General features: G+C 37.9%; 11 protein-coding genes. 8 read left to right on the top strand and 3 right to left on the bottom strand.

The genetic code is table 11. The annotated features are described in order from the left end of the window. Positions 1 to 152: 152 nt before the first annotated feature. The 3 genes from R3X28_RS09265 to R3X28_RS09255 form a co-directional block, all read right to left on the bottom strand. Positions 153 to 2,627, bottom strand: coding sequence for a glycoside hydrolase family 2 TIM barrel-domain containing protein (locus tag R3X28_RS09265; protein WP_317664051.1), 2,475 nt, complete (start codon positions 2,625 to 2,627; stop codon positions 153 to 155). Further along, positions 2,628 to 5,330: a family 78 glycoside hydrolase catalytic domain gene (locus tag R3X28_RS09260; RefSeq protein ID WP_317664050.1), complete on the bottom strand. Its 2,703-nt coding sequence runs from the start codon at positions 5,328 to 5,330 to the stop codon at positions 2,628 to 2,630. It lies immediately after the preceding gene. Positions 5,331 to 5,447: 117 nt separating this feature from the next. Next, the gene (locus R3X28_RS09255; RefSeq protein ID WP_317664049.1) at positions 5,448 to 7,367 is read right to left on the bottom strand and encodes a hypothetical protein; all 1,920 of its coding nucleotides are present in this window, start codon (positions 7,365 to 7,367) and stop codon (positions 5,448 to 5,450) included. A 1,100-nt stretch (positions 7,368 to 8,467) separates the two neighbouring features. Between R3X28_RS09255 and R3X28_RS09250 the strand changes: the two genes are divergently transcribed. The 8 genes from R3X28_RS09250 to R3X28_RS09215 all read left to right on the top strand — a co-directional run bounded on the left by R3X28_RS09250 (position 8,468) and on the right by R3X28_RS09215 (position 21,736). Beyond that, complete coding sequence (locus tag R3X28_RS09250) at positions 8,468 to 9,358, top strand: AraC family transcriptional regulator (protein ID WP_317664048.1); 891 nt, start codon at positions 8,468 to 8,470, stop codon at positions 9,356 to 9,358. Between the two features lie 425 nt (positions 9,359 to 9,783). Continuing rightward, entirely contained in the window at positions 9,784 to 11,211 is a 1,428-nt protein-coding gene (locus R3X28_RS09245; RefSeq protein WP_317664047.1) for a sulfatase, read from the top strand. Positions 11,212 to 11,783: 572 nt separating this feature from the next. Beyond that, positions 11,784 to 12,938, top strand: coding sequence for a mandelate racemase/muconate lactonizing enzyme family protein (locus R3X28_RS09240; RefSeq protein WP_317664046.1), 1,155 nt, complete (start codon positions 11,784 to 11,786; stop codon positions 12,936 to 12,938). Positions 12,939 to 12,941: 3 nt separating this feature from the next. After that, positions 12,942 to 14,387 carry an NAD-dependent succinate-semialdehyde dehydrogenase gene (locus R3X28_RS09235; protein ID WP_317664045.1) on the top strand — a complete coding sequence of 482 codons (1,446 nt, stop codon included), beginning with the start codon at positions 12,942 to 12,944 and terminating at the stop codon, positions 14,385 to 14,387. Positions 14,388 to 14,425: 38 nt separating this feature from the next. After that, positions 14,426 to 15,106, top strand: coding sequence for a bifunctional 4-hydroxy-2-oxoglutarate aldolase/2-dehydro-3-deoxy-phosphogluconate aldolase (locus R3X28_RS09230; protein WP_317664044.1), 681 nt, complete (start codon positions 14,426 to 14,428; stop codon positions 15,104 to 15,106). 47 nt (positions 15,107 to 15,153) lie between these two features. Beyond that, positions 15,154 to 16,242, top strand: coding sequence for a sugar kinase (locus R3X28_RS09225; protein WP_282055801.1), 1,089 nt, complete (start codon positions 15,154 to 15,156; stop codon positions 16,240 to 16,242). A gap of 495 nt (positions 16,243 to 16,737) precedes the next feature. Beyond that, a complete protein-coding gene (locus R3X28_RS09220; protein ID WP_317664043.1) occupies positions 16,738 to 19,977 on the top strand; it encodes a TonB-dependent receptor in 3,240 nt (1,079 codons plus the stop codon). A 43-nt stretch (positions 19,978 to 20,020) separates the two neighbouring features. Beyond that, positions 20,021 to 21,736 carry a RagB/SusD family nutrient uptake outer membrane protein gene (locus tag R3X28_RS09215; RefSeq protein ID WP_317664042.1) on the top strand — a complete coding sequence of 572 codons (1,716 nt, stop codon included), beginning with the start codon at positions 20,021 to 20,023 and terminating at the stop codon, positions 21,734 to 21,736. The last annotated feature ends 288 nt before the right edge of the window (positions 21,737 to 22,024 follow it).

Genomic DNA, 22,024 nt, shown 5'->3' with positions numbered 1-22,024 from the left:
GATTTGTTCTTTTTGCACCATTCTTCTCTTGATAGAGCTCCTATCCAGTCGGTGATACCATGTATGGCCGTAAATTGCCCAGTCATTAATATAATAGTTGTTTGGCCATTTTAAAGGTCATCTTACTTTGACGATTGTTAATAAGGTTATGCTCATTGTTTTACGGTCAATGCATTTAATTCAACCGTTTTTGGCGTAAGCCCCTCCGAATAGGCTTCGACCTTAATGTTTCCTTCTTCTAACTTACTTTGTAGTATCAGTAAACATTTGCCATTGAATACCTTTCGTTCATTAATCTTGGTTGAAGCCAAGTCCAACGGATCTCCATTGTCAACACCGATATTCTCAGCCGGCCCGGTTATCTTAAAATGAATTAAATTGTTTGCATTGGGTACAAGATTGCCATCTTTATCGATTATGTTGACTTCTAAGTGTATACAACTTTCGCCGTCGGCGTTCATAGTTTCCTTATCTGCCAGAATTTGAATTTTAGCCGGTTTTGAAGCTGTATTTACAATTTTTTCACTTACTACTTTGCCGTCTGTTCTGGCAATCGCCTTTATTGTTCCTGCCTCGTAAGGTACATTCCAAGAGAGATTCATTTGCCCTTCATTACGCTTTGTACCGAACGATTCACCATTAAGGAAAAGCTCTACTTCTTCGGCATTGGAATATGTCCATACAGGGATAACTTTCCCTTCCTTTCCTGGCCATGTCCAATGTGGCAAAATATGTACCATCGGTTCATTCGTCCACTGGCTTTTGTAGAAATAATAATGGTCTTTTGGGAAACCACATAGATCAATGATTCCGAAATTGTGAAAACGGGCCGGCCAACCATTTATGGCTTCACCTAAATAATCATAACCTGTCCATCTAAATTCCCCTGCTACATAGTCTAGACTATCTGTTCTTCTCCAAGAATCCCGGGCACTTATTCGAACACTTGAATTATCATAAGAGGAGTTATAAAAATTTGAGAATTCGGGAAAAACCTCTTCCTGTGTTAAATCCGGTACTGCAATACCTTGCTTAGGTGACCTCATCACCGTTTTGGTTTTATATACCCCTCTGGTTTGAAACGAATGGGGAATCTCCGTAGCAATGAACTTTCTATTAGGATAAGTTATTTTGTCCTTTTCATAAAAAACGGACCCACCACCACCGTTGTAACCTGTAACATCGAGCATGGAAGCGAAACCGGAGTCGTTGGCCAAATGTATGAAGCAACAGCCTGCGGTTACAGGTCTTGTATTATCCAATTTATGAACGGTTTTCATTAATGGCTTTAACCGTTTTGGTCCCTCGGGGTAACATTGATCTGGAATTTCATTACCGACACTCCACATAATAATACTTGGGTGGTTTCTGTCGCGAAGTATAATATCCTTTAAATCTTGTTGTGCCCATTGTTCAAAATGTTCATGATAACCATGCTTTACCTTACCTTCATTTTTATAATCAACCCATGGCCAGGAGGCAATCCATTCATCAAAAACCTCATCCATTACCAAAAAGCCCATTTCATCACAAAGTTTGTAAAACTCTGGAGCAAATGGGTTATGTGCCGTACGGATGGCATTACACCCCATATCTTTCAGGATCTTAAGTCTACGGTGAAGTACATCTTCGGGTACGGCCGCGCCGACCGGTCCTGCGTCATGATGGTTGTTAACGCCTTTAATTTTGATGTTTTTTCCGTTTAACCAGAAACCGGTTTCAACTTCAAACTTAATATCCCTGATACCAAATTTGGTTTTATAGGTGTCAAGTACAATATTGTCTTTTGTGATCTTGGTCATTAAAGTATATTGAATCGGTGATTCCGTTGACCATAAATCTGGGTTCTTAACATCATTTTTTTGATTTATTATCTTTTGGGCGTTTTTCAGTACATATTGATCTACCGTGCTTTCCGATACCTTTTCTCCCTTAGGATTGTATATTTCATTAATGATTTGAACCTTTTCATCTGTTGGTAATGTATTGTCTAAAGTGGTTTCTATATGTATTTCTGCGGAATCATCGGTAATATTACGGGCTATAATGTATGTACCGTTTTCGGCAACTGCAATTTTGTTTTTCACATTCAACCAGATATTACGGTAAATTCCACAGCCTGTATACCAACGGCTATTCGGTTGAGCGGAATTATCTGCGCGTACGGTTAATTCATTGTTCCTTTCATTTAAATATGGGGTTAGGTCATAAGTGAAACCAACATACCCATTAGGACGTTTCCCTAGTGATTTGCCATTGATCCATACTTCACTATTACTCATTACCCCATCGAAAGTTATCAAAACCCGTTTGTTTTTCCATGTTTTTTCAAAAGCAAAGTTTTTTCTGTAATAACCTATGCCACCGGGATAAAATCCACCTTGGGGTCCAGAAGGGTTATCTCGATTGATTTCCCCTTCAATACTCCAATCATGTGGAATTTTAACCTTGTCCCAACTAGAATCATCGAAATCAGGTTGTGAGGCCGATTTTTCATCGATCAGCTTAAAACTCCAATCGGTATTGAATTTTATATTACGTAAGGAAATGAATTCCTTTTCGTTATGTGTATTACAATTGGTGAATAGTGTGATCGTTAATATGAACCAGATAAATTTTTTCCCCATTTAATTTAAATTTGATTTAAAACTGTAGGTTCCGGGTCGCACCAAAACTTCAAAAGAACCTTCTTGCGAATCCATCATTCTTATGTTCTGATAGTCTTTAATGTTACCACCATTGACTTTTATTTCTTTTTCTGTATTCCCAGGAATATTGATTATTGCCGTGGTATTTGGAGGAACGGTAACATTCAAATAAAATGAACCATTTTCTTTTTTCCATGCAGAACTTATTTTTCCATAAGGGGAGTGGTAGCTAGCTTCAGCCGATGTAAGAGGTCCTCCTGGAATTGGGGCAATTCTAATGCTTTTATAGCCAGGTTCCAAAGGAGCTATTCCTGCAATTCTTTCATACATCCATTGGCCTATGGCACCATAAGCATAATGATTCAGGCTATTCATACTTTGCGGGTTGTAACCTTCTTCCTTATTATAACTATTCCAGCGTTCCCACATGGTGGTCGCTCCTTGATTGATAGAATAAAACCAAGACGGATAGGTTTCTTTGAACAAAATTTTATACATTAAATCAATCTCACCCATATCATCCAAAACCTTGGGTAAAATTGGTGTTCCTAAAAACCCTGTTCCTAAATGATAATCCGCCTTCTTAATTTCTTCAAGCAAATGGTTTTGCGCTTTTATTTTGGATTCTGGTTTAAATAAATCGAAATATATACCTAGTAAATAACTTGTTTGAGTTTGCTTGTCTTGTTTAAACCTAGCGTTTTCGTCAAAAAATTCATTTTCAAAAGCGTTAGCAACAGCTTTATACAAATTTTTATACTCTTTTTCGTCATCCGTTTTACCTAAAACACCTGCAATTTTAGATATTAAATGCGCCGAATGCGCAAAATAAGCGGTATTAATTAATTCCTTTGGTGTATCACCTCTATTTCCCTTTTTTAAACTTTTAGAAGGATAAGGTTGCAACCAATCTCCAAAAGAATGCATTATCGGTATATAGGGTTTCTTTTTAACTTTAGACTCATAGTATCCAACCCATTTTTTTGCAGATTCATAACTATCTTCAAGTACCGTAACATCTCCCGTAATATTATAAATATCCCATGGAATAATAACACAGGCATCACCCCAACCTGAACTGGCATTATTATTTTGAAGCACATCAGGAACAATGAATGGTATTAAACCATTTTCATGTTCAGATTGGGTTTCGCGCATACTTTGTAGCCATGCTGTCCAGAAAGCATGTGTATTATAATTGAACATAGCGGTAGGCGAAATAACTTGTGCATCTCCTGTCCATCCCAAACGTTCGTCGCGTTGTGGGCAATCTGTGGGGACATCAAAAAAGTTGTCACGCAAACCCCAAGTAATATTGCTTTGGAGTTGATTTAATTTTTTATGTGATGATGTAAACGTTCCATTTACCTTGAAATTTGAATGTTGCACAAGGCCCTGTACCCAATCTGATCTTGGTTTGGCATTTTGGTCAAATCCCCTTAATTCTACAAATTGAAATCCGTGGAAGGTAAACTTTGGTGTATATTCTGCAATACCGTCTTTAGCAGCGATATAATAATCGGTTGATCGTGCAGAACGATAATTGGTAGTGTAAAAAGTACCATCTGAAAGTAACATTTCAGAAAAACGGATTTTCAGGGTGTCCCCTTTTTTCATCGGGACCTTTAACTTGGGCACCCCTACCATGTTCTGCCCTAAATTGAAAATTGCCGAGTTATTGTCTACTGATACAATAGTCACATCATCTATGATCGTTTTTTGTTTTACCGTATTATGGCGTTTAGGTTCTAATTTGACGGAGTCCAGGATAGCTTCGGTTTCAACACTTTTCCAATCTTTGTCGTTAAAAGAGGTCTTTGTCCAATCCGGCATTTCAAGATTAGCGTCATATACTTCACCATCATAGATGCCGGCCAATCGGATGGGGCCGTTGGTCGTACCTTTCCAACTTTTATCGGAGACTATGATTTTCTTTGAGCCATCTATTGATTCTAGCTCTAATTGACATAACATTTTAGGCGAAGCCAAATTATCATAAAGAGCCTTTCCTCTGCTGATTCTCCCAGAGTGCCAACCAGAAGCTAATTCTACGGCTAAGGTATTCTGACCTGATTCTATTAAATCGGTAACATCATAGGTGATGGTCTCAATGCGTTTGTCATAGGGGGTCCATCCCGGTGGCATAACGTCATTACTCACATCGTTGCCATTTAAATGAACATCAAAAACACCTTTTGCCGTAATGTACAATCTGGCTGAGGTGATATCAGTAGTTAATTCAAATACCTTTCGCAAATATTGAGGTCTATGCATTAAAAATTCCCGTACCCCTTTGATGCTGTCTTTTGCAGTATTGATTCCTATCCAGTGGGCTTTCCAATCATTATTCTTTAAAAGTCCCAATTCAAAATTTGCTATCTCGCTCCATTCCGATGGTTGTTCTTGGGAATCCCAATACTTAACCTGCCAGTATACTTTCTGTCTTGAAACCAAATTTGGACCTTCATATTTAATGAATATGGAATGGTCAGATATTATTTTTCCGCTTTTCCATACATCAGGATTGTTTGGTAAAAGGTCGGGGGAACTTGCAGCAACAATGGAATAGGCAGTTTGTGATTTTATGTTTTCTGGAAGCTTCCAAGAAAAAGTCGGAGTAGCATCATAAAACCCTTTTGGGTTTTCAAAACCCTCACTGACCGTTAATTCAAATGGGGACAAGTTTTTATTTTCCTGCTTACAAGAAAAAATGCCTAAACATAAAAGTAGTAATAAGTGCTTTTTTGTAAAGTAAAGAAAAGAAACCTGTTTCATTTGTCTGGATTTAGAAATAAATTTCTAGGATACTTCTATCGTAATGGATACTGTATTTTCATTATTTTCAAAAAACGCCATAATCGGAATTGCTTCTGCCCCTGGTACCATATTAAAGATTCGTTCCTTCGGGATTTCCTTGATTTTTAGGGGTACACTTGAAGTTATCCTAACCAAACCTTTTGGTTTTTGTACGGTTATCTCTTTTGGGTTTACCTGTGTTACGGCCTCTCCAGTGGGTGAAATAATCGGCAAAACAAAAGCGGTCTCCGAGGTGATTTTTTGGTTGGTGTTTGCCAAAATCTGCAAAGCGCTTTCGGAACAATGATAGGTTAAACTGAATTCAGAAGCAGTTTCTTCAACAGCTTCATTTTCATCATTTTTCAATTGACATTGGGCATCTATACGGATTTTTCCATCTGTATCCACTGAAGAAATATTGGCAGCACGGTCAAAAATGTTGGAATACCATTTGTCTTTATGTACTGTTTCTACCCTTGGGGTAAAGGGGAAATCTTCCCCTGGGTTAGGTTGTTGGTTCAACGATTCAACCAATTCATACTTGGCCATACTTGCAGCCAATAAAAGTCCTACTTTATTATGGTATAAAAGAGATATGGCCCCACCTGTTGCTTGACGATAATGACCATCTTTATAAATTGCATCATAAGCCGTTACGGTTCCTCTCCAATCGCCACGAGCAAACAGACTGGTGTCTATTTCCTTATAGTGTTTTATTCCATCAGCGGTGCTTCTAGGTAGGGGTACAGTAGTGTCTATTTTGGGCAGATTATCCCAATTGTCTAACAAATGAGCCAATGGTTTGGTATGGGCAAAAGTATGGTGTATACAGGGTTTAATCCCATGTGAAACATAGTGTATGCCCCCATGTAATAAGCCGTTGTTCGTACATTTTTTCAGTAATTCCGTATATTTTACCGCTGCCGTACCCAATGCCGGATTACGGTTGGCCATCAAGACCAAAGCCGGTTGACTGCCATCACATGTACGGCTGCCCCAATAGGTCCATTTAAACATTCGTGTTCCCCAACCGTTGTCCCAACCCCCGTCAGGTAACATAAATTCTAAATGGGTGCTCAATGATTTGTCTAAAAGATCAAGGAGTTCTGTGTCGTTCTCATGAACTGCATATAGCACAATATTGTTTAAAGATTCTTCCACATTATAGCCTAAGTCCACTCCAGGTAATCCTTTAGCACTTAACTTATGTGCACTGGGTTTTATCTCGCCGTATAAAAAATTGTTGGGTGCCGTAAAGTATGTTTTTATTGATTCGGCCAGTTCTTTGCTGCGAGTCAGATATTCAGGTTTGTTGAGTATTTTACCAATAAGGTTTAGGGCATAAATGGTAGTTGCCCCGTAATTCACATTGGTCACATCCATTGTTGGGAATTTCTTATAAATAAAATCAGCGGCTCGGGCCAATCTGTCTGTCCAGTTTTTTCGACGCTGGTCATCCAAAAGGTCACCGTGATAATGTAAAGCTTCCGCCAATGAAATAGCTCCAAAAACAGTAATGCCGTTCCAAGATTTTGGGTTAAGGTCATTGGACCATGCGCCACTGGGCAAGGTCACGTTTTGTGCCCATTCCATTACTGCTATTCCAGAATCTAGATATTTTTGTTCTCCCGTGTATTTTGCCATAGCAAGGAGAGGATAAACGGCATCCATCATTCGTCCATGAACCTTATTACATGCCGGACATTTGAACATACCATGGATTTTAGGGTCTTCAGTATCCATGATTTGGGTTTTTATCAGTCCATCGCACCAATTTTTCAATAAATCATAGGTCAACTTTTTGAATTCAGGGGAATGTTCTTTACTTGGTGTTTCGGTACAGGAAGAAAGCCATGCGCCCAAAGGGAGTGTTAGGCCTATTCCTGCCAATGTAGATCTTTGTATAAAATCTTTACGATTCATTTATTGTGTTATTAGTTGCAGTGCAATTTGTTATTTTAGAAGCGAATGGGACTACATAGTTTTAGAGTGGCATTGGTTTATATATAATTAAGAAACTTATTGAAATCAAACTAAAAGGTTTTTTTGTGGGCCGATAAATGACTTTATTATCCTTAAAATAGTATAAACTTTAAAAATGGTTTCTATCATAAAAATGGATAATCTTTCATATTCAAGAGTTTTTTGGGAAAACAGTAAATAAGTTAGTTTTTCCTATTTAAATATTGAACTGAACCCATTACAATTATAAGTGGGATTTTAGTATTTAGCATCCTGTACTGTACTGTTGAAATGCAGTATATTGGTTTTTAGTTTAATGGATATTGAGATGGAGGGGTAATTTAGAATGGGGATATGAAGTTTTAATTAGTAATAAGTTGCAGTGTGTAATTGCTGTTATTAAATCTGAATATTATATTTTAAGTGTCTCGCATGATATTCCTTATCATATACCACCTAAAATAATCCCTCAAATTGTCATGGTAATTTTGGACTTCATCATTTTAAACTTTCTATAAAACAAAAAACCCATAACTTTCGTTATGGGTTTCTTTTTGCGGAGAAAGAGGAACTATCCTAAAATTTTTAACTAGCTGAAATACAGTAATTTATCGTATTTAGTAGATGTTTTACGCACCGATTTACGCACCGAATTTATAACTGTCTAAATAACAATGCTTTAAGGTTTTATAATTGGAGATGGGTTAATCAAACACATTTAAAAAAAGTATCTCAATTTACACTTTGACCTAATAATTTGTTCCCAAGCAGTTTTAGGAGGGATGTATTCATGAATCTTATTGTTGTGTACAATATTCAGTCCCTTGTTAAAGGAATTGACTTTAAGTATTTTTTTTCGAAATACAATGTCATTTGTGTTTTATTAAAAACAGCTTAAAAATTGCACCTATAACATTAGGCTATTATCGCGATTAGCAATATATTACCTTTAAAACTAACGTAATAATAATATATTGTAAATATATTACTATATTAGAGTTATTAATTGTTTTATTCGTTAATCCCAAAGTTTTAAAATTGTTGATAATACTTATAAAAAAATGAAGTTAACATACAAAAAGACCAATGTTAAGCCTGAAAATTCCTTTTTGGCAAGACAGGACACTATGCCCTGCATTGAGCAAGATTGGCATTTTCACCCTGAACTGGAGTTGATTTACTTTCTTAAAAGTACTGGCACGCGTTATGTTGGAAATTCCATTGGTAATTTTGAGGAAGGGGAACTGTATTTGATTGGTAGCAATGTCCCCCATCTTTTTAGGAACCATAGGGAGTATTATAATGATAATGATGAAGAAGGAGCGGTTGATCTTATCGTGGTTAAATTCAAAAGCGATTTTTTAGGGGAAGCCTTTAAAGATCTTCCAGAAACGAAAAGAATTCAAATGCTTTTTGAAAATGCCAATAGGGGTCTACAGTTTTCGAAAGCGGCAACCTATTTGGTACATACCCAAATGATGGGTCTTGTTCGAGCAGAAGGACTCTCAAGAATTGTAGGTCTTTTAAAGATATTGGACATATTATCGGTAAGCGAAAATTATGAATTTTTATGTTCTAACGGTTTTGATAATTCCTATAAAAAGACAGAGAAGGAACGTATGGCACGGATAATCTCCTATCTCAACGAAAATTTTGAAAATAAGATAGAACTCGAATCGGTGGCCTCAATTGCCCACATGGCCCCAAATGCCTTTTGCCGTTATTTTAAAAAAAGAACCCAAAAGTCGTTTGTGCAATATTTGAATGAAATTCGAATAGGACACGCCTGTAAACTGCTAATCGAAGGAAAATTACAGATTACGACCATATGCTACCATTCAGGTTTCAATACATTGACGAACTTCAATAGACAGTTCAAGGCATTAATGAAAATGACCCCTACAGAGTATATGGAGCAGTATAAGGCTAAAATACAACTCGAAGCTGTTTAGTTAAAGCTCAGTGAATGTCATTGGAGTTTTATTTTTCCCAATCTTGCATTTTGTATACCATAGGAATATACCTTGCGATAATTTCAAAAGGTTTGGTAATACGATGACCATAAGGTCTTTTCAGCTTTTTATCTACAGAACCTTATCTCCACATATAATACTCAATTACTTCTAATAAAATAGATAATATAGTGTTTGTGCTAGTTAAATATGGCCTAGTTCCTTAATGAAAATTGCGATTACTTTATGGTGTTGTTAGATAAACCCGATAATCTTATTATTCAATTTGTGTGTTAAGGATATAATTTGGTCGATTGTTTAATTTGTTCATGTCCTCTTTAGCACCAAATCAATTTAATAGTTTAAAAGGAGAACTTATGACTGGGATTTTGAAAAACCAATGTTCAAATTAATTCTGATTAACGATGAAAAACACATTATTGTTAGTAGTTTTTATGGTATTCCATATAGCTATTGAAGCACAAAATAAACCAAATATCGTTTTCTTGTTTTCCGATGATGCCGGGTATGCCGATTTTGGTTTTCAAGGCAGTAAGGTCATGAAGACCCCAAATCTGGATAAGCTGGCAGAAACGGGTGTGAAATTTACACAAGCTTATGTTACCGATGCTGTATGTGCCCCTTCAAGGGCAGGGTTGATGACAGGTAAATACCAACAGCGATTTGGGTATGAAGAAATAAACGTACCAGGTTATATGAGTGAGAATTCCAAGTTTTTGGGAGATGATATGGGGCTACCTTTGGATCAAGTTACAATGGCTGATTATTTGAAAGGATTGGGCTACACCAATGCTATGTTCGGTAAATGGCATTTAGGTGACGCAGACCGTTTTCACCCCTTGAACAGGGGGTTTGATGAGTTCTATGGTTTTAGGGGAGGTGATAGAAGTTATTTCGCTTATCCAGAAATACCTAAGGGTCATTTGGACAAAAGAATGGAAAGTGGATTCGGTCATTTTGAGGAGCCGGAAAGTTATGCCACAGATGTGTTTGCAGATAAAGCAGTCTCATTTATCGAGAGAAATAAAGATAGGCCTTTCTTTATTTATTTGGCTTTTAATGCTGTACATACACCCATGGAAGCCACTCCTGAGGATTTGGAAAAATTCCCGGATTTGATAGGAAAACGTAAAGAGGTGGCTGCAATGACCTTAGCTTTGGACCGAGCATGTGGGAGGGTGTTGGATAAATTAAAGGAATTAGGTCTTGATGGGAATACCATTGTGGTTTTTTCCAATGACAATGGAGGGCCAACAGATAAGAATGCCTCAATAAACTTGCCTTTGAGCGGAACTAAATCCAATCATTTGGAAGGCGGTTTAAGAGTTCCCTTCTTAATGCGATGGCCTAAACATCTACAAGGAAATACTACGTATAATTACCCTGTGAGCACTTTTGACCTATTACCTACATTTTATGTTGCCGGAGGTGGGGATGTGAAAAATTTGAAAGACATAGACGGTGTAGATCTTTTGCCTTATGTCAATGGCAGTAACAAAGCCCGACCACATGAGACATTATTTTGGAAAAAAGAAAATCGGGCCGATTTTAGGGAAGGTGATTGGAAACTATTGACTTTTCCAGATAGACCGGCTGAACTTTATGATTTATCCAAAGATATCTCAGAACAACATAACTTGGCTTCAGAATATCCGGACCGTTTGCGTGCTATGTATAAAAAGTTGTTTCAATGGGAATTGACCTTACAACGGCCTATGTGGATGTTAAGAAGGGAATTTGAAAAATATGACTTGGATAGGATGGACAGATATCGATCTCCGGAATTGGTTAGGAAAGAAATGGAAAAAATGATGAAAACGGCCAATGAATAAATAAACCATAATTTTTACGGCAAATAAGAATCAAATTGTGGCCATAGGCCGTCCTTGAGCACAATAAGTATTATTAGTTGAAGAGGTATCAAATAAAGATTGATATAACTGAAAATTAGAATATCATTTGAGTTAGTTTGTTACGTTAGTTAGGGTGGTGGGAAATTTTCTCGCCGCCTTTTTTTTGGTAAAAAAAGAATCATGATCAACACGACCAATAGTTTATTATATACCATGAACAATAACGCGAGTAGTATAAATAAGAGGGAATAGCCTGCTGTTTAAACTTTTTGATTCAGAGTGTGCAAAAACTGTTAATATAATGTAAGTGGTGGTTAGAATGCGTTTGTGCACATATGCGATATTGCTGTTCTTTTGTGGGGTAAAATGTATGTGGTTCAGGCAGTGATTGTTTTTTGGATAGGGTAGAGGTTAATTGCCTTTAAATCCAAAATTGATTAATGAAAAAGACAATAACAAATGCCTTGTAATATAAACTACATAATCGATTGCTTAGTTAAATATCGATAAAAGTACAGCAAATACAAAACCTTGAGGAAAAGACCAATATCATGAAGATAGCGAAAATTGAACCCTTTATAATTGTCCACAAACTGGACACCCCCTTTTATTTTTCACAATGGCAGTACGACACGAGAAAAATATGTATTGTTAAAATAACCTTGGAAGATGGTACTTATGGTTGGGGGGAAGGTTACGGCCCGGCCGATGTCATTAAAGCGGGTATAGATTTCTTTAGTTCCTTTATAATGGGGAAAGATGCTTTACAACATGAAGTAATCTGGGAAGAAATGTACCGTCGTTCTATGGACTATGCCCGAAGTGGTACGTTACAGGCGGCAATTAGCGCTTTGGACGTTGCGTTATGGGACATCAAAGGAAAATTACTTAACCTTCCGGTAGCTGTATTGTTGGGAGGTATCAAAAACCCTGTCATACAGCCATACGCTACAGGGCTCTATTTTACGAATGTTGACGATCTTGAACAAAGTCTGATTCAGGAGGCCCTATTGTATAAATCCCAGGGATTCCATGCCCTTAAAATGAAAGTGGGCTTAGGAATCAAAAAAGATGAACAATTTGTTCGGGCCATACGAAAGGCCATTGGTCCAGATATGAAATTAATGATCGATGCCAACCATGCCTATAATTATAGGGAAGCTATTGAACTTTCCAGAAAAGTGGAACAATACGATATTTCTTGGTTCGAAGAGCCTGTTTCCCCAGAAGACTATGAGGGCTACCGCAAACTCAGGGAAAGCACTTCTATACCAATATCAGGTGGTGAATGTGAATACCTCAAATTCGGCTTTCGACGTTTGTTGGAAAATGAATGTGTCGATATTGCCCAGCCAGATATCTGTGCAGCAGGTGGCCTTACCGAGGCAAAACGCATATCTTCCTTGACCCAGGCCTTCAACAAGGATCTTGTACCACACACATGGGGTACATGGATAGCTATAAGTGCTGCCATACATTTTGTGGCCAATCTGGACAAAAACCCCGGAAGACTATTCGATGATTTACCGACCATGGAATTGGATCGTACTGAAAATGCCTTACGTGATGAGGTTACCCACAGTTGTGTCCAAGTAGAAAATGGCCTTATACAAGTACCACAAGGTCCAGGTTTGGGTGTTGATGTAAATATGGATGCCTTGAAGAAATATCAGGATACCAAAATAAGTACCTTTATTAAGTTTTAAATCATGAAAACAATGGATTTTGGATACCACAAATTATATATAGGAGGAAAATTAGTAGATGCAGCAGATGGTCAACGTAGAGCCGTCATATGTCCTGCAACTGAGGAAAAGGTGGCGGAAATTGCCTGGGCTGGCAAAAAGGATGCCTTAAAAGCTTTGGAAGCTGCCCAAAAAGGATTTGAATATTGGTCTAGATTGTCCCTTGCCGAAAGAACCGAATGGATGAGCAAGTTAAGAAGTGCTGTATTGGATAAAGAATCCGAACTACGTTCTGCTATGGTCCATGAAATGGGTAAAACCTATGCGGGGGCATGGGAAGATATCGAAGGGGTAATCAATGGACTTGAATGGTACCCCGCAGCAATGAAAAATCTTAGGGACGAACAAATCCCAGATTATGAAAATACCCATACCCATAAAATGGTGCACCAACCTGCCGGGGTTGCGGTAGCTTATTTGGCATGGAATTTTCCCCTCTTGAATGTTGGGTTTAAATTAGGCCCTGCGCTGGCTTCCGGTTGTTCAATAATTATTAAGCCATCGGCCCTTTCACCATTATCGGCCTATTTGATAGGCGAAATATTACATGATATTGATTTCCCAGCTGGGGTGGTGAATATTTTGACAGGACCAAGCAGTGAGGTGGCCACCACTATGACAACGAGTAAAATACCCGCAGTACTAACTATGATAGGGTCTACGGCAACTGGTCAAAAAGTAATTGCCGATAGTACTACTTCGATAAAAAAATTAGGAATGGAATTGGGAGGTAACGCCCCTTTCATGGTCTTTAACGATGCAGACTTTGACCAAGCCTTGGATTTGGCTATTGCCCTAAAATTTGGAAATACAGGTCAGGTCTGTGTAGCGGCCAATAGAATATTCGTTCAGGATGGAATCTATGACAAATTCCTTGCTGCATATATAGAAAAGGTATCCAAACTTAAATTAGGTTTCGGTGTTGATGAGGAACCTGATATGGGGCCTTTGGTCACACGTAAAGACCGTGACCGTATGTTCGATCTAATAGAAGATGCTGTTAGTAAAGGTGCAAAACTGGAATATGGGGGCAATATTCCGAAAGGCATGGACAAAGGGTATTGGTTAGAACCTACCGTTCTTAGTGGTATGACCACCGAAATGAGGGTTTTTAAACAGGAAACTTTTGGGCCCATTGCATCGATAATGCGTTTTACTACCGATGATGAGGTATTAGAGTTGGCCAATGATACCGAGTTCGGATTGGCTTCATATATTTTTACCAACGACCATAAACGAATAGAACGCTTTAGCAGGGATCTTCAATTTGGAGAGATTCAAGTAAACGGGGTAAAATATTCTATATACCTTCCTCATGGTGGCATAAAGAATAGCGGTATCGGTCATGACTGTTCGCATTTGGCCTTGGATGACTATTTGGTCAAAAAAAGAATCTCAGTGGCCCTCTGACCTGGGACAATATTAATCGAAAATTATACAAAACACATATGCAACCTATTGAACAACAGGCCATGTCGCCTGCACTAATACAAAAAATAGACAATGCCGGCATTATTGCGGTGTTGATTATTGATGAAGTAAAACATGCCGTACCCGTTGCAAAAGCACTTCTTGAAGGTGGGGTCGATGCCATTGAACTTACATTGAGAACCCCGGCTGCAATCGATGCGGCTAAAGCTATCAAAAAAGACGTTCCGGAGATGACACTCGGTTTTGGAACGGTACTGACCGTAGATCAAGTAAAGGCTGTAGTTGATGTGGATGCTGATTTTGCAGTTTCTCCCGGGTGTAATCCAAGGGTACTTAAGGAAGCCAAAAAGTTAGGGCTTTCCTTCGCACCTGGAATCATGACCCCAACAGATATTGAAATGGCCTTGGAAGAAGGTTGCCGTATTCTGAAATATTTTCCTGCAGAAACTTCGGGTGGCATGAACCACCTTATGAATATGGTAGCTCCATATCAATATTTAGGGTTGAAGTTCATTCCTTTAGGAGGTTGTAACCTGGCCAATGCGAGTACTTACCTGCAATCCGATTTAATTACCGCAATTGGCGGTTCATGGGTTGCGAAAAGACCTTTGATCCAAGCCGGGAATTGGGAGACCATCACAAAAAATGCCCGTGAGATCAGAACTTTGATCGATCAAATAAGAACAAATAAAAAATAACTCAATTAACATGATCCCAGGTAATGGGATTTTAGATATAAACAAACATGAAAAAAGTTGTAACCTTTGGGGAGATAATGGGGCGTATGGCCTCACCAGCGAATTTAAGATTACGCCAAACACGTGAATTTGAGGTAACCTATGCAGGAGCCGAGGCAAGCGTTGCTGCCTCTGTTTGTAATTTTGGGGGGGTAGCCCGCTATGTTACCGCATTGCCTAAACATGCCTTGGCAGAGGCTACAATGGATGCTGTTCGTGCTGTGGGTATCGATACCCAATACGTACTGCGAACAGACAAAGGACGTTTGGGGCTCTATTTTTTAGAAACGGGAGCCAATCAACGCCCTAGTAATGTCATTTATGATCGAGCAGATTCAGCCGTTGCCATTACCCCAGCTAGCGCATATGATTGGGATGCAATTTTTAATGGCGCCGGATGGTTGCATTTAAGTGGAATCACCCCTGCGCTTTCAAAAAATGCTGCAGAGGCTACTTTAGTGGCTGCGCAAAAAGCTAAAGCTGCCGGTGCATCTGTATCGATCGATCTTAATTTTAGAGGTAAATTATGGGATTGGGATAAGACGAAAACTGCGCGCGAACTTGCGCAAGAGACTATGCGCACTATTCTACCTTTTATAGATGTGGTTATCGGAAATGAAGAGGACTGCCATGATGTTTTAGGTATTAGGGCCGGGGATACCGATGTACATTCAGGAAAATTGGATACTTCACGATATCCTGATGTTGCCAGACAAGTGGTGAAACAATTTCCAAATGTAAGTAAGGTCGCCATTACTTTGCGCGAGAGCCTTTCTGCTTCGCACAATAATTGGGGTGCCATGCTCTATGATGCTAAATTGGACGAACCTTTTTTCGCACCATTAGATGCCGAGGGGAATTATCAATCCTATCAAATCAAGAACATTGTGGATAGGGTAGGCGGAGGTGACTCCTTTGCAGGTGGATTGATTTTTGCCTTGAATACCCCGGATTTGGAAGATTCCAAAACAGCGGTTAAATATGCTGTTGCCGCCTCATGCCTAAAACACTCTATAAAAGGGGACTTTAATTTTTCGACACGTTCTGAGGTCGAAGCCCTAATGGGTGGCTCCGGATCAGGAAGGGTTGTCCGCTAAAAAAATAAAAAGGATTCTGTCCTTATATTTTGAGAAAACTGTCCGATAGTATTATATGTACTATTCGGACAGTTTTTTTTTACTCAATACATCTTAAATTTAGTAGAGATATAAAATGTTCCATACTTATAAAATTAAATTGTTGGCCCTTTTTATGTACGTATCTGTGATGAAGAATTTAGGTTGGTCTTATTGATTCGATTAAGGTAATTTTGCCAATGTCCGGTTTGTTTGGAAAGGGATGATGCATATGAAATCACTAGAACACTTTGTTTTAATATAGCGATTCCACAAAAAATTATCTTTAAAAAAGTCATATTAACAAAAAGGTTAATATAATGCTAATAGTAGGTAATTTATTGATGTCAACAACCCTCATGTTCTTGTTCTTTTGTATAGAAATTAGTAGCTCCTGTTTAATAGCCAGGGTTAATTCTAAAGGAGTGATTGCGAATTTCAAATAAAATTAAAATCAACTCAATACATGAAAACTTTATGAAAACAAAAAGAAAACCACGAACAAGGATCAACTATCTTGGGAAAGATGGTTTGGGTTTCAAAAAAGGGATTAGGAACGTATTAGTAGTTTCATTTTGCCTTATTGTTTCCTTAACGGGGATATATGCCTCTGAAAATTATATCTCAAGAACAACCTTGTATAGCGATGTACTGATGGCCAAGGCTGAATATTCGATTTTTATTGTAAATAAGTCTTCGGAACAAACGGTTATAACGGGATCGGTTTCTGACTCCCAAGGCCCTCTTCCCGGCGCCAGTGTTGTCGTGAAAGGAACTACCAATGGTACACAAACCGATTTTGACGGTAATTTCACCTTGTCCATAGATAGTAACGATCCAGTATTGGTTATTTCTTATGTAGGTTATGCTACCCAGGAAATTACCGTTGGCAATCAAACTTCAATTGATGTTGTTTTGTTAGAAGATACCTCACAACTCGAAGAGGTTGTAGTTCTTGGGTATACTACTAAGAAAAAAGGAGAGGTTACAGGGTCTGTTAGTACTGTAAGTGCAGATGACATTTCAAAGACCGGGAGTAAAGATTTGGTAAAGTCATTGGCCGGAAAAGTTTCTGGTTTGATTATTTCCGATAGGGGAGGTACACCTGGTGCCAATGATGCAACACTATTGATAAGGGGTAAATCTACTTTAGGAAACAATTCACCTTTGATATTGATAGATGGAATTCCAGCTTCGTCTTTTGCGAATTTAGCACCGCAAGACATAGAAAGTTTAACAGTTTTAAAAGATGGTGCAGCTGCAATTTACGGGGCAAGAGCCGCCAACGGGGTTATTTTGGTAACAACAAAAAGAGGGAAAAGTGGGAAAGCTAAGATTAGTTTGTCCACTTCTTACACAGTTTCTTCCTTTTCCGCAACACCAAGCTTAATGTCTTCTGAGCAATATGCCATCTATAATAATGAAATTGCAGAAAGATATGGGAATGATCCTATCTATTCCCAAGAGGATATCGCCAAGTATGCAGATGGTTCGGATCCCATTAATTATCCTAATACGGATTGGGCTGATGAGACCTTCGCCAAGAGCTCCCCGGAGTCAAGAACTTCTTTGTCGATTTCAGGAGGAAATGATAACGTAAATTATTTTGTTAGTGGGGATATGATTCGCCAAACAGGAATGTATAAATCTGGCGATTTGAAATTTGATCAAGATCAAGTAAGATCCAATTTGGATATTAAAATTACCGAAGATTTGAAATTGGGTATTGATCTCTCAGGTAGATTTGGAGAAACTTTAGAACCTGGTATCGGTACTGGCCCTATTTATAAACAAATCTATAATAACTCGCCAACAGAAGTTGGTGTATACCCAAATGGTTTAATTGCTTGGGGAGGGGAGAACGGTTTAAACCCAATTATTATGTCTAGTAAGGAGTCAGGTTTTGATGAGAAGATCGACACTGATTTAAGAGGGAAATTTACCATAGATTATAACTTGCATAAACTTGTAGATGGACTTAAGTTCAGGGGCTATGCAGGGGTGAGAAGAATGAGTTATGATCAAAAATCATGGTATACGCCATGGACGGTTTATACATATAATGAAAGTACAGACGACTATGTTTCGCAAATTGGTTTTTCACAGGATGGTAGTGAGAATATCTTAACTGAAAGTTTCTGGAAATACAATGAATTAATGTTGAATGCTACTTTGTATTACTCAAAATCAATTAATGATAAGCACAATTTCAGTGGATTTGTCGGGTATGAACAAACTACATCGGATCAACGAAATTTTTGGGTAGAAAAGATAGGTTTTCCAGATTCTGAACATTCTGAATTGTTTGCAGGTGACACAGATGGTCAAACTTCTGATGGTACCTCTTATGAATGGGCCCGTGTAAATTATTTTGGATCCCTTTCTTACGATTACATGAAAAAGTACTATGTTGACTTAACCTTACGCCATGATGGATCCAGTAATTTTGGCCCTGGAAATAGATTTGGTACTTTTCCTGGAATTGCATTGTCTTGGGCTATAAATAGGGAGTCTTTTATGAAAGATGTTTCTTGGATTAACTCATTGAAACTTAGAAGTTCATGGGCAAAAATGGGAAATGACCGTATTACCGGCTTCCAGTATTTAACACAATATGATTATGCAGGTAATGTTGGGGCAAAACCTAATTACTACAATTTTGGAGGCGAATATTACAATGGGTATTCTAGCATAGGGGTCGAAGCTGCAAATGAAGCTATTACTTGGGAGTCTGCAGATATGAAAAATATTGGTTTGAATTTCATATTGTTTGATAATAGATTATCAGGAGATCTAAATTATTTTTATCAAAAGAGGGAAGATATCTTGGTAACCAGAAACGCATCTGTCCCGGATTATACAGGTTTAACATTACCCCAAGAGAATATAGGGAAAGTTGATAACTATGGTTGGGAATTAGAATTAGGCTGGAATGATAAAATTGGGGATTTAGGATATAATTTCGGATTCAACTTTACACAAGCTAAAAATGAAATTGTTTATATGGACGAGGCCGAGAACGTAGCAGATGCCATTAAACAAGAAGGGCACCCAATGGATTCTTACTTGGTATATCCGACAAATGGAATTTTCCAAAACCAGGCCCAAGTAGATGCCGAACCTGTAAAATTAGACGGTACGGTACCTGGAGAACCATATTATATTGATACTGATGGTAACGGAAAAATCGATGCCGGGGATAGAATTCGTTCTTATTCGTCAAATGTACCCGAAATCCAATATGGTATTTATGGTGGGTTGAATGTTAAAAATTGGAATTTCAACTTTTTGTTCCAAGGACAGGCAGAAGCTAAAATGCAAGTTTATTTTGAGGGAATTGGGGCACTACCGGATTTTATGTTTGATCAAAGATGGACTCCTGAAAATACAAATGCCAAATTTCCAAGGGCATTTGCTACAGGAGATGCATACAGCTCAAGTTTGAATGGCCCGGATGATTTCCAAGGTGCGGATATATATTTGCAAGATGCCTCATACCTTAGGTTAAAAGAAGTGGAATTAGGGTATACCATATCCAAAGATGTATTAAAATTCGGGGAAGCAAAATTATATGTTAGGGGTTACAACATGTTAACCTTGTTTTCTGATATATATGATCTAGGATTGGACCCTGAAGCGGAAGGGTACAATAGTTTTAGAAATAGTACCTATCCTTCTTTAAAATCATTTACGTTAGGTTTAAACTTTAATTTTTAATTAAAAAATGAATCGGACCTTAATCAATAAGAAATTTAAAAAGATGAAACATATAGAAATAAAATTGGCGGTTGTTCTTCTGACTATTTTCACAATAGTGGGTTGTAATGATGATATTTTGGATACGGAATCGAGTGATTCTTTTACGGAAGATGCTATTTATGGTGATGTAAACCAGGCAGCTCTTGTCGTAGTGACCTCATATAATACCACAGATAGTTGGGCCATAAACCGTTCTCAATGGTGGACACAAAGAATCGGTATTGAAGGTGCATCTTGGGAAGCTAAATTTAACTTTAAGGATTTAGATAATCCTTACAAGATGAGAGGTGGATGGTCTCCAAGTAATGCAGGTTTGGCATTTAACAATAGATGGGAGACTTCTTGGGATTATGTGAAGTTGATCAATGAGTTTTTAGAAAAGATCGAGGGTAGCGAAGCAATGGAAGAAAACCCAGAGGAAGTGGCTCAATTAAAAGCGGAAATGCAGTTTTTAAGAGCTTTTACTTATTTTAATTTAATAAAATATTATGGTGGTGTTCCAATCCTGGAAACAACATTTGGATTGGATGACGACTTTAGTTTGTCCAGGGATAGTTTTGAAGATTGTGTAGATTTTATAGTGAGGGATTTAGATGAAGCTGCCGCAGTTTTGCCTATTGAAGCTTCAGAATTTGGCAGAGCTACCAAATTGTCCGCTCTCGCGGTTAAATCACGTACTTTATTATATGCCGCAAGTGATTTACATGATCCAAATACAGTGCCTAATGGACTATATTATGATTATTCCAAAACAACAAAATGGCAAGATGCAGCAGATGCGGCAAAAGCAGTAATAGATTTAGTTGGTGCTCGTGACTTAATTTCCGTTGCGGATGCAACCGAATATCAAAATCTATTTTTATACCAAAATCAGGATATTTTATTTGCAAGGTCCTATGGAAGCTTATATGCAGAAATGGCAAATGATATAAATACCTTGCCCGATCAGGCGCAATCACCAAATGGTTATGGTGGTTGGGGATTATGTTCACCTACTTTGAACTTCGCTTTGGAATTTAATATGGCAGATGGTACCACAACCTCTGCAGGAAGCTATGATGCAACACAACCAAATGAAAATAGGGAAATGAGGTATTATGCAGATTTGAATTTTCAAGGAGCAATGTTTAGAGATCGTCTGGTAGATTATGCATTAGCGGATGTCCCCAGTGAAGAAACTCCTGATGGTTTGGATTCTCCAAATGGTTTAGGAAATACATTACATTCTTCAAAAACCGGTTATAATATCAGAAAGTTCCAAGACGAAAGTTTATCCACTCTTACAAGTTTTTCTGTAGACCGTCCCTATATCATGTATAGATTGGCTGAAGTTTATTTGAACTATGCAGAGGCTATGTATGAATTGGGAGATGAAACTACTGCACGTGAATATGTAAATAAAGTTTCTAAGAGAGCACTTCAACCGGAAATTACGGCTACAGGTGATGAACTTTTGGAAGCAATTAAAAGGGAAAGACGTGTAGAACTATGTTTTGAAGGACATAACTTTTTTGATGAAAGAAGATGGATGAATCAAGACCATATCGGAGGATATGATATTAAAGGATTAAAATGGACAAAAGCTGTTGATGGAACTTTAAATAATGAAGAGTATACAGTGGTAACAAGACCTTGGTTCGATTATAGGTACTACCTACCAATTCCACAAACTGAAATTGATAAGGATGCTTCTTTGGAGCAAAATTATGGTTATTGATACCTTGCTCATAGGATATATAAATACCGAGGCCAAAAACCTCGGTATTTTATCTTCATTTAGATTTTCTTAACACTTTGAAAAAATTATTCCTACTCTTGGTTCTATATATTGTAGCATTTTCGTGTTTACAGAAAAGGCCATAAGAGAAATACTTGTTCATTCGCTTCTATAAATTTGTGGAATCATCGATTTAGGGAACCTTGATCTATAAGTGAAATAGAAAAAGGTGTTAGAACAATTGTTTAATGTTTAAATAACTAGCGATTTAATATTGTATTGAATACG

It is taken from the genome of Maribacter sp. TH_r10 (assembly GCF_033101095.1).
GTDB lineage: Bacteria > Bacteroidota > Bacteroidia > Flavobacteriales > Flavobacteriaceae > Maribacter_A > Maribacter_A luteus.
Note: the sequence above shows the minus strand (reverse complement) of the source record. Positions and strands in the feature narration are given on the sequence as shown.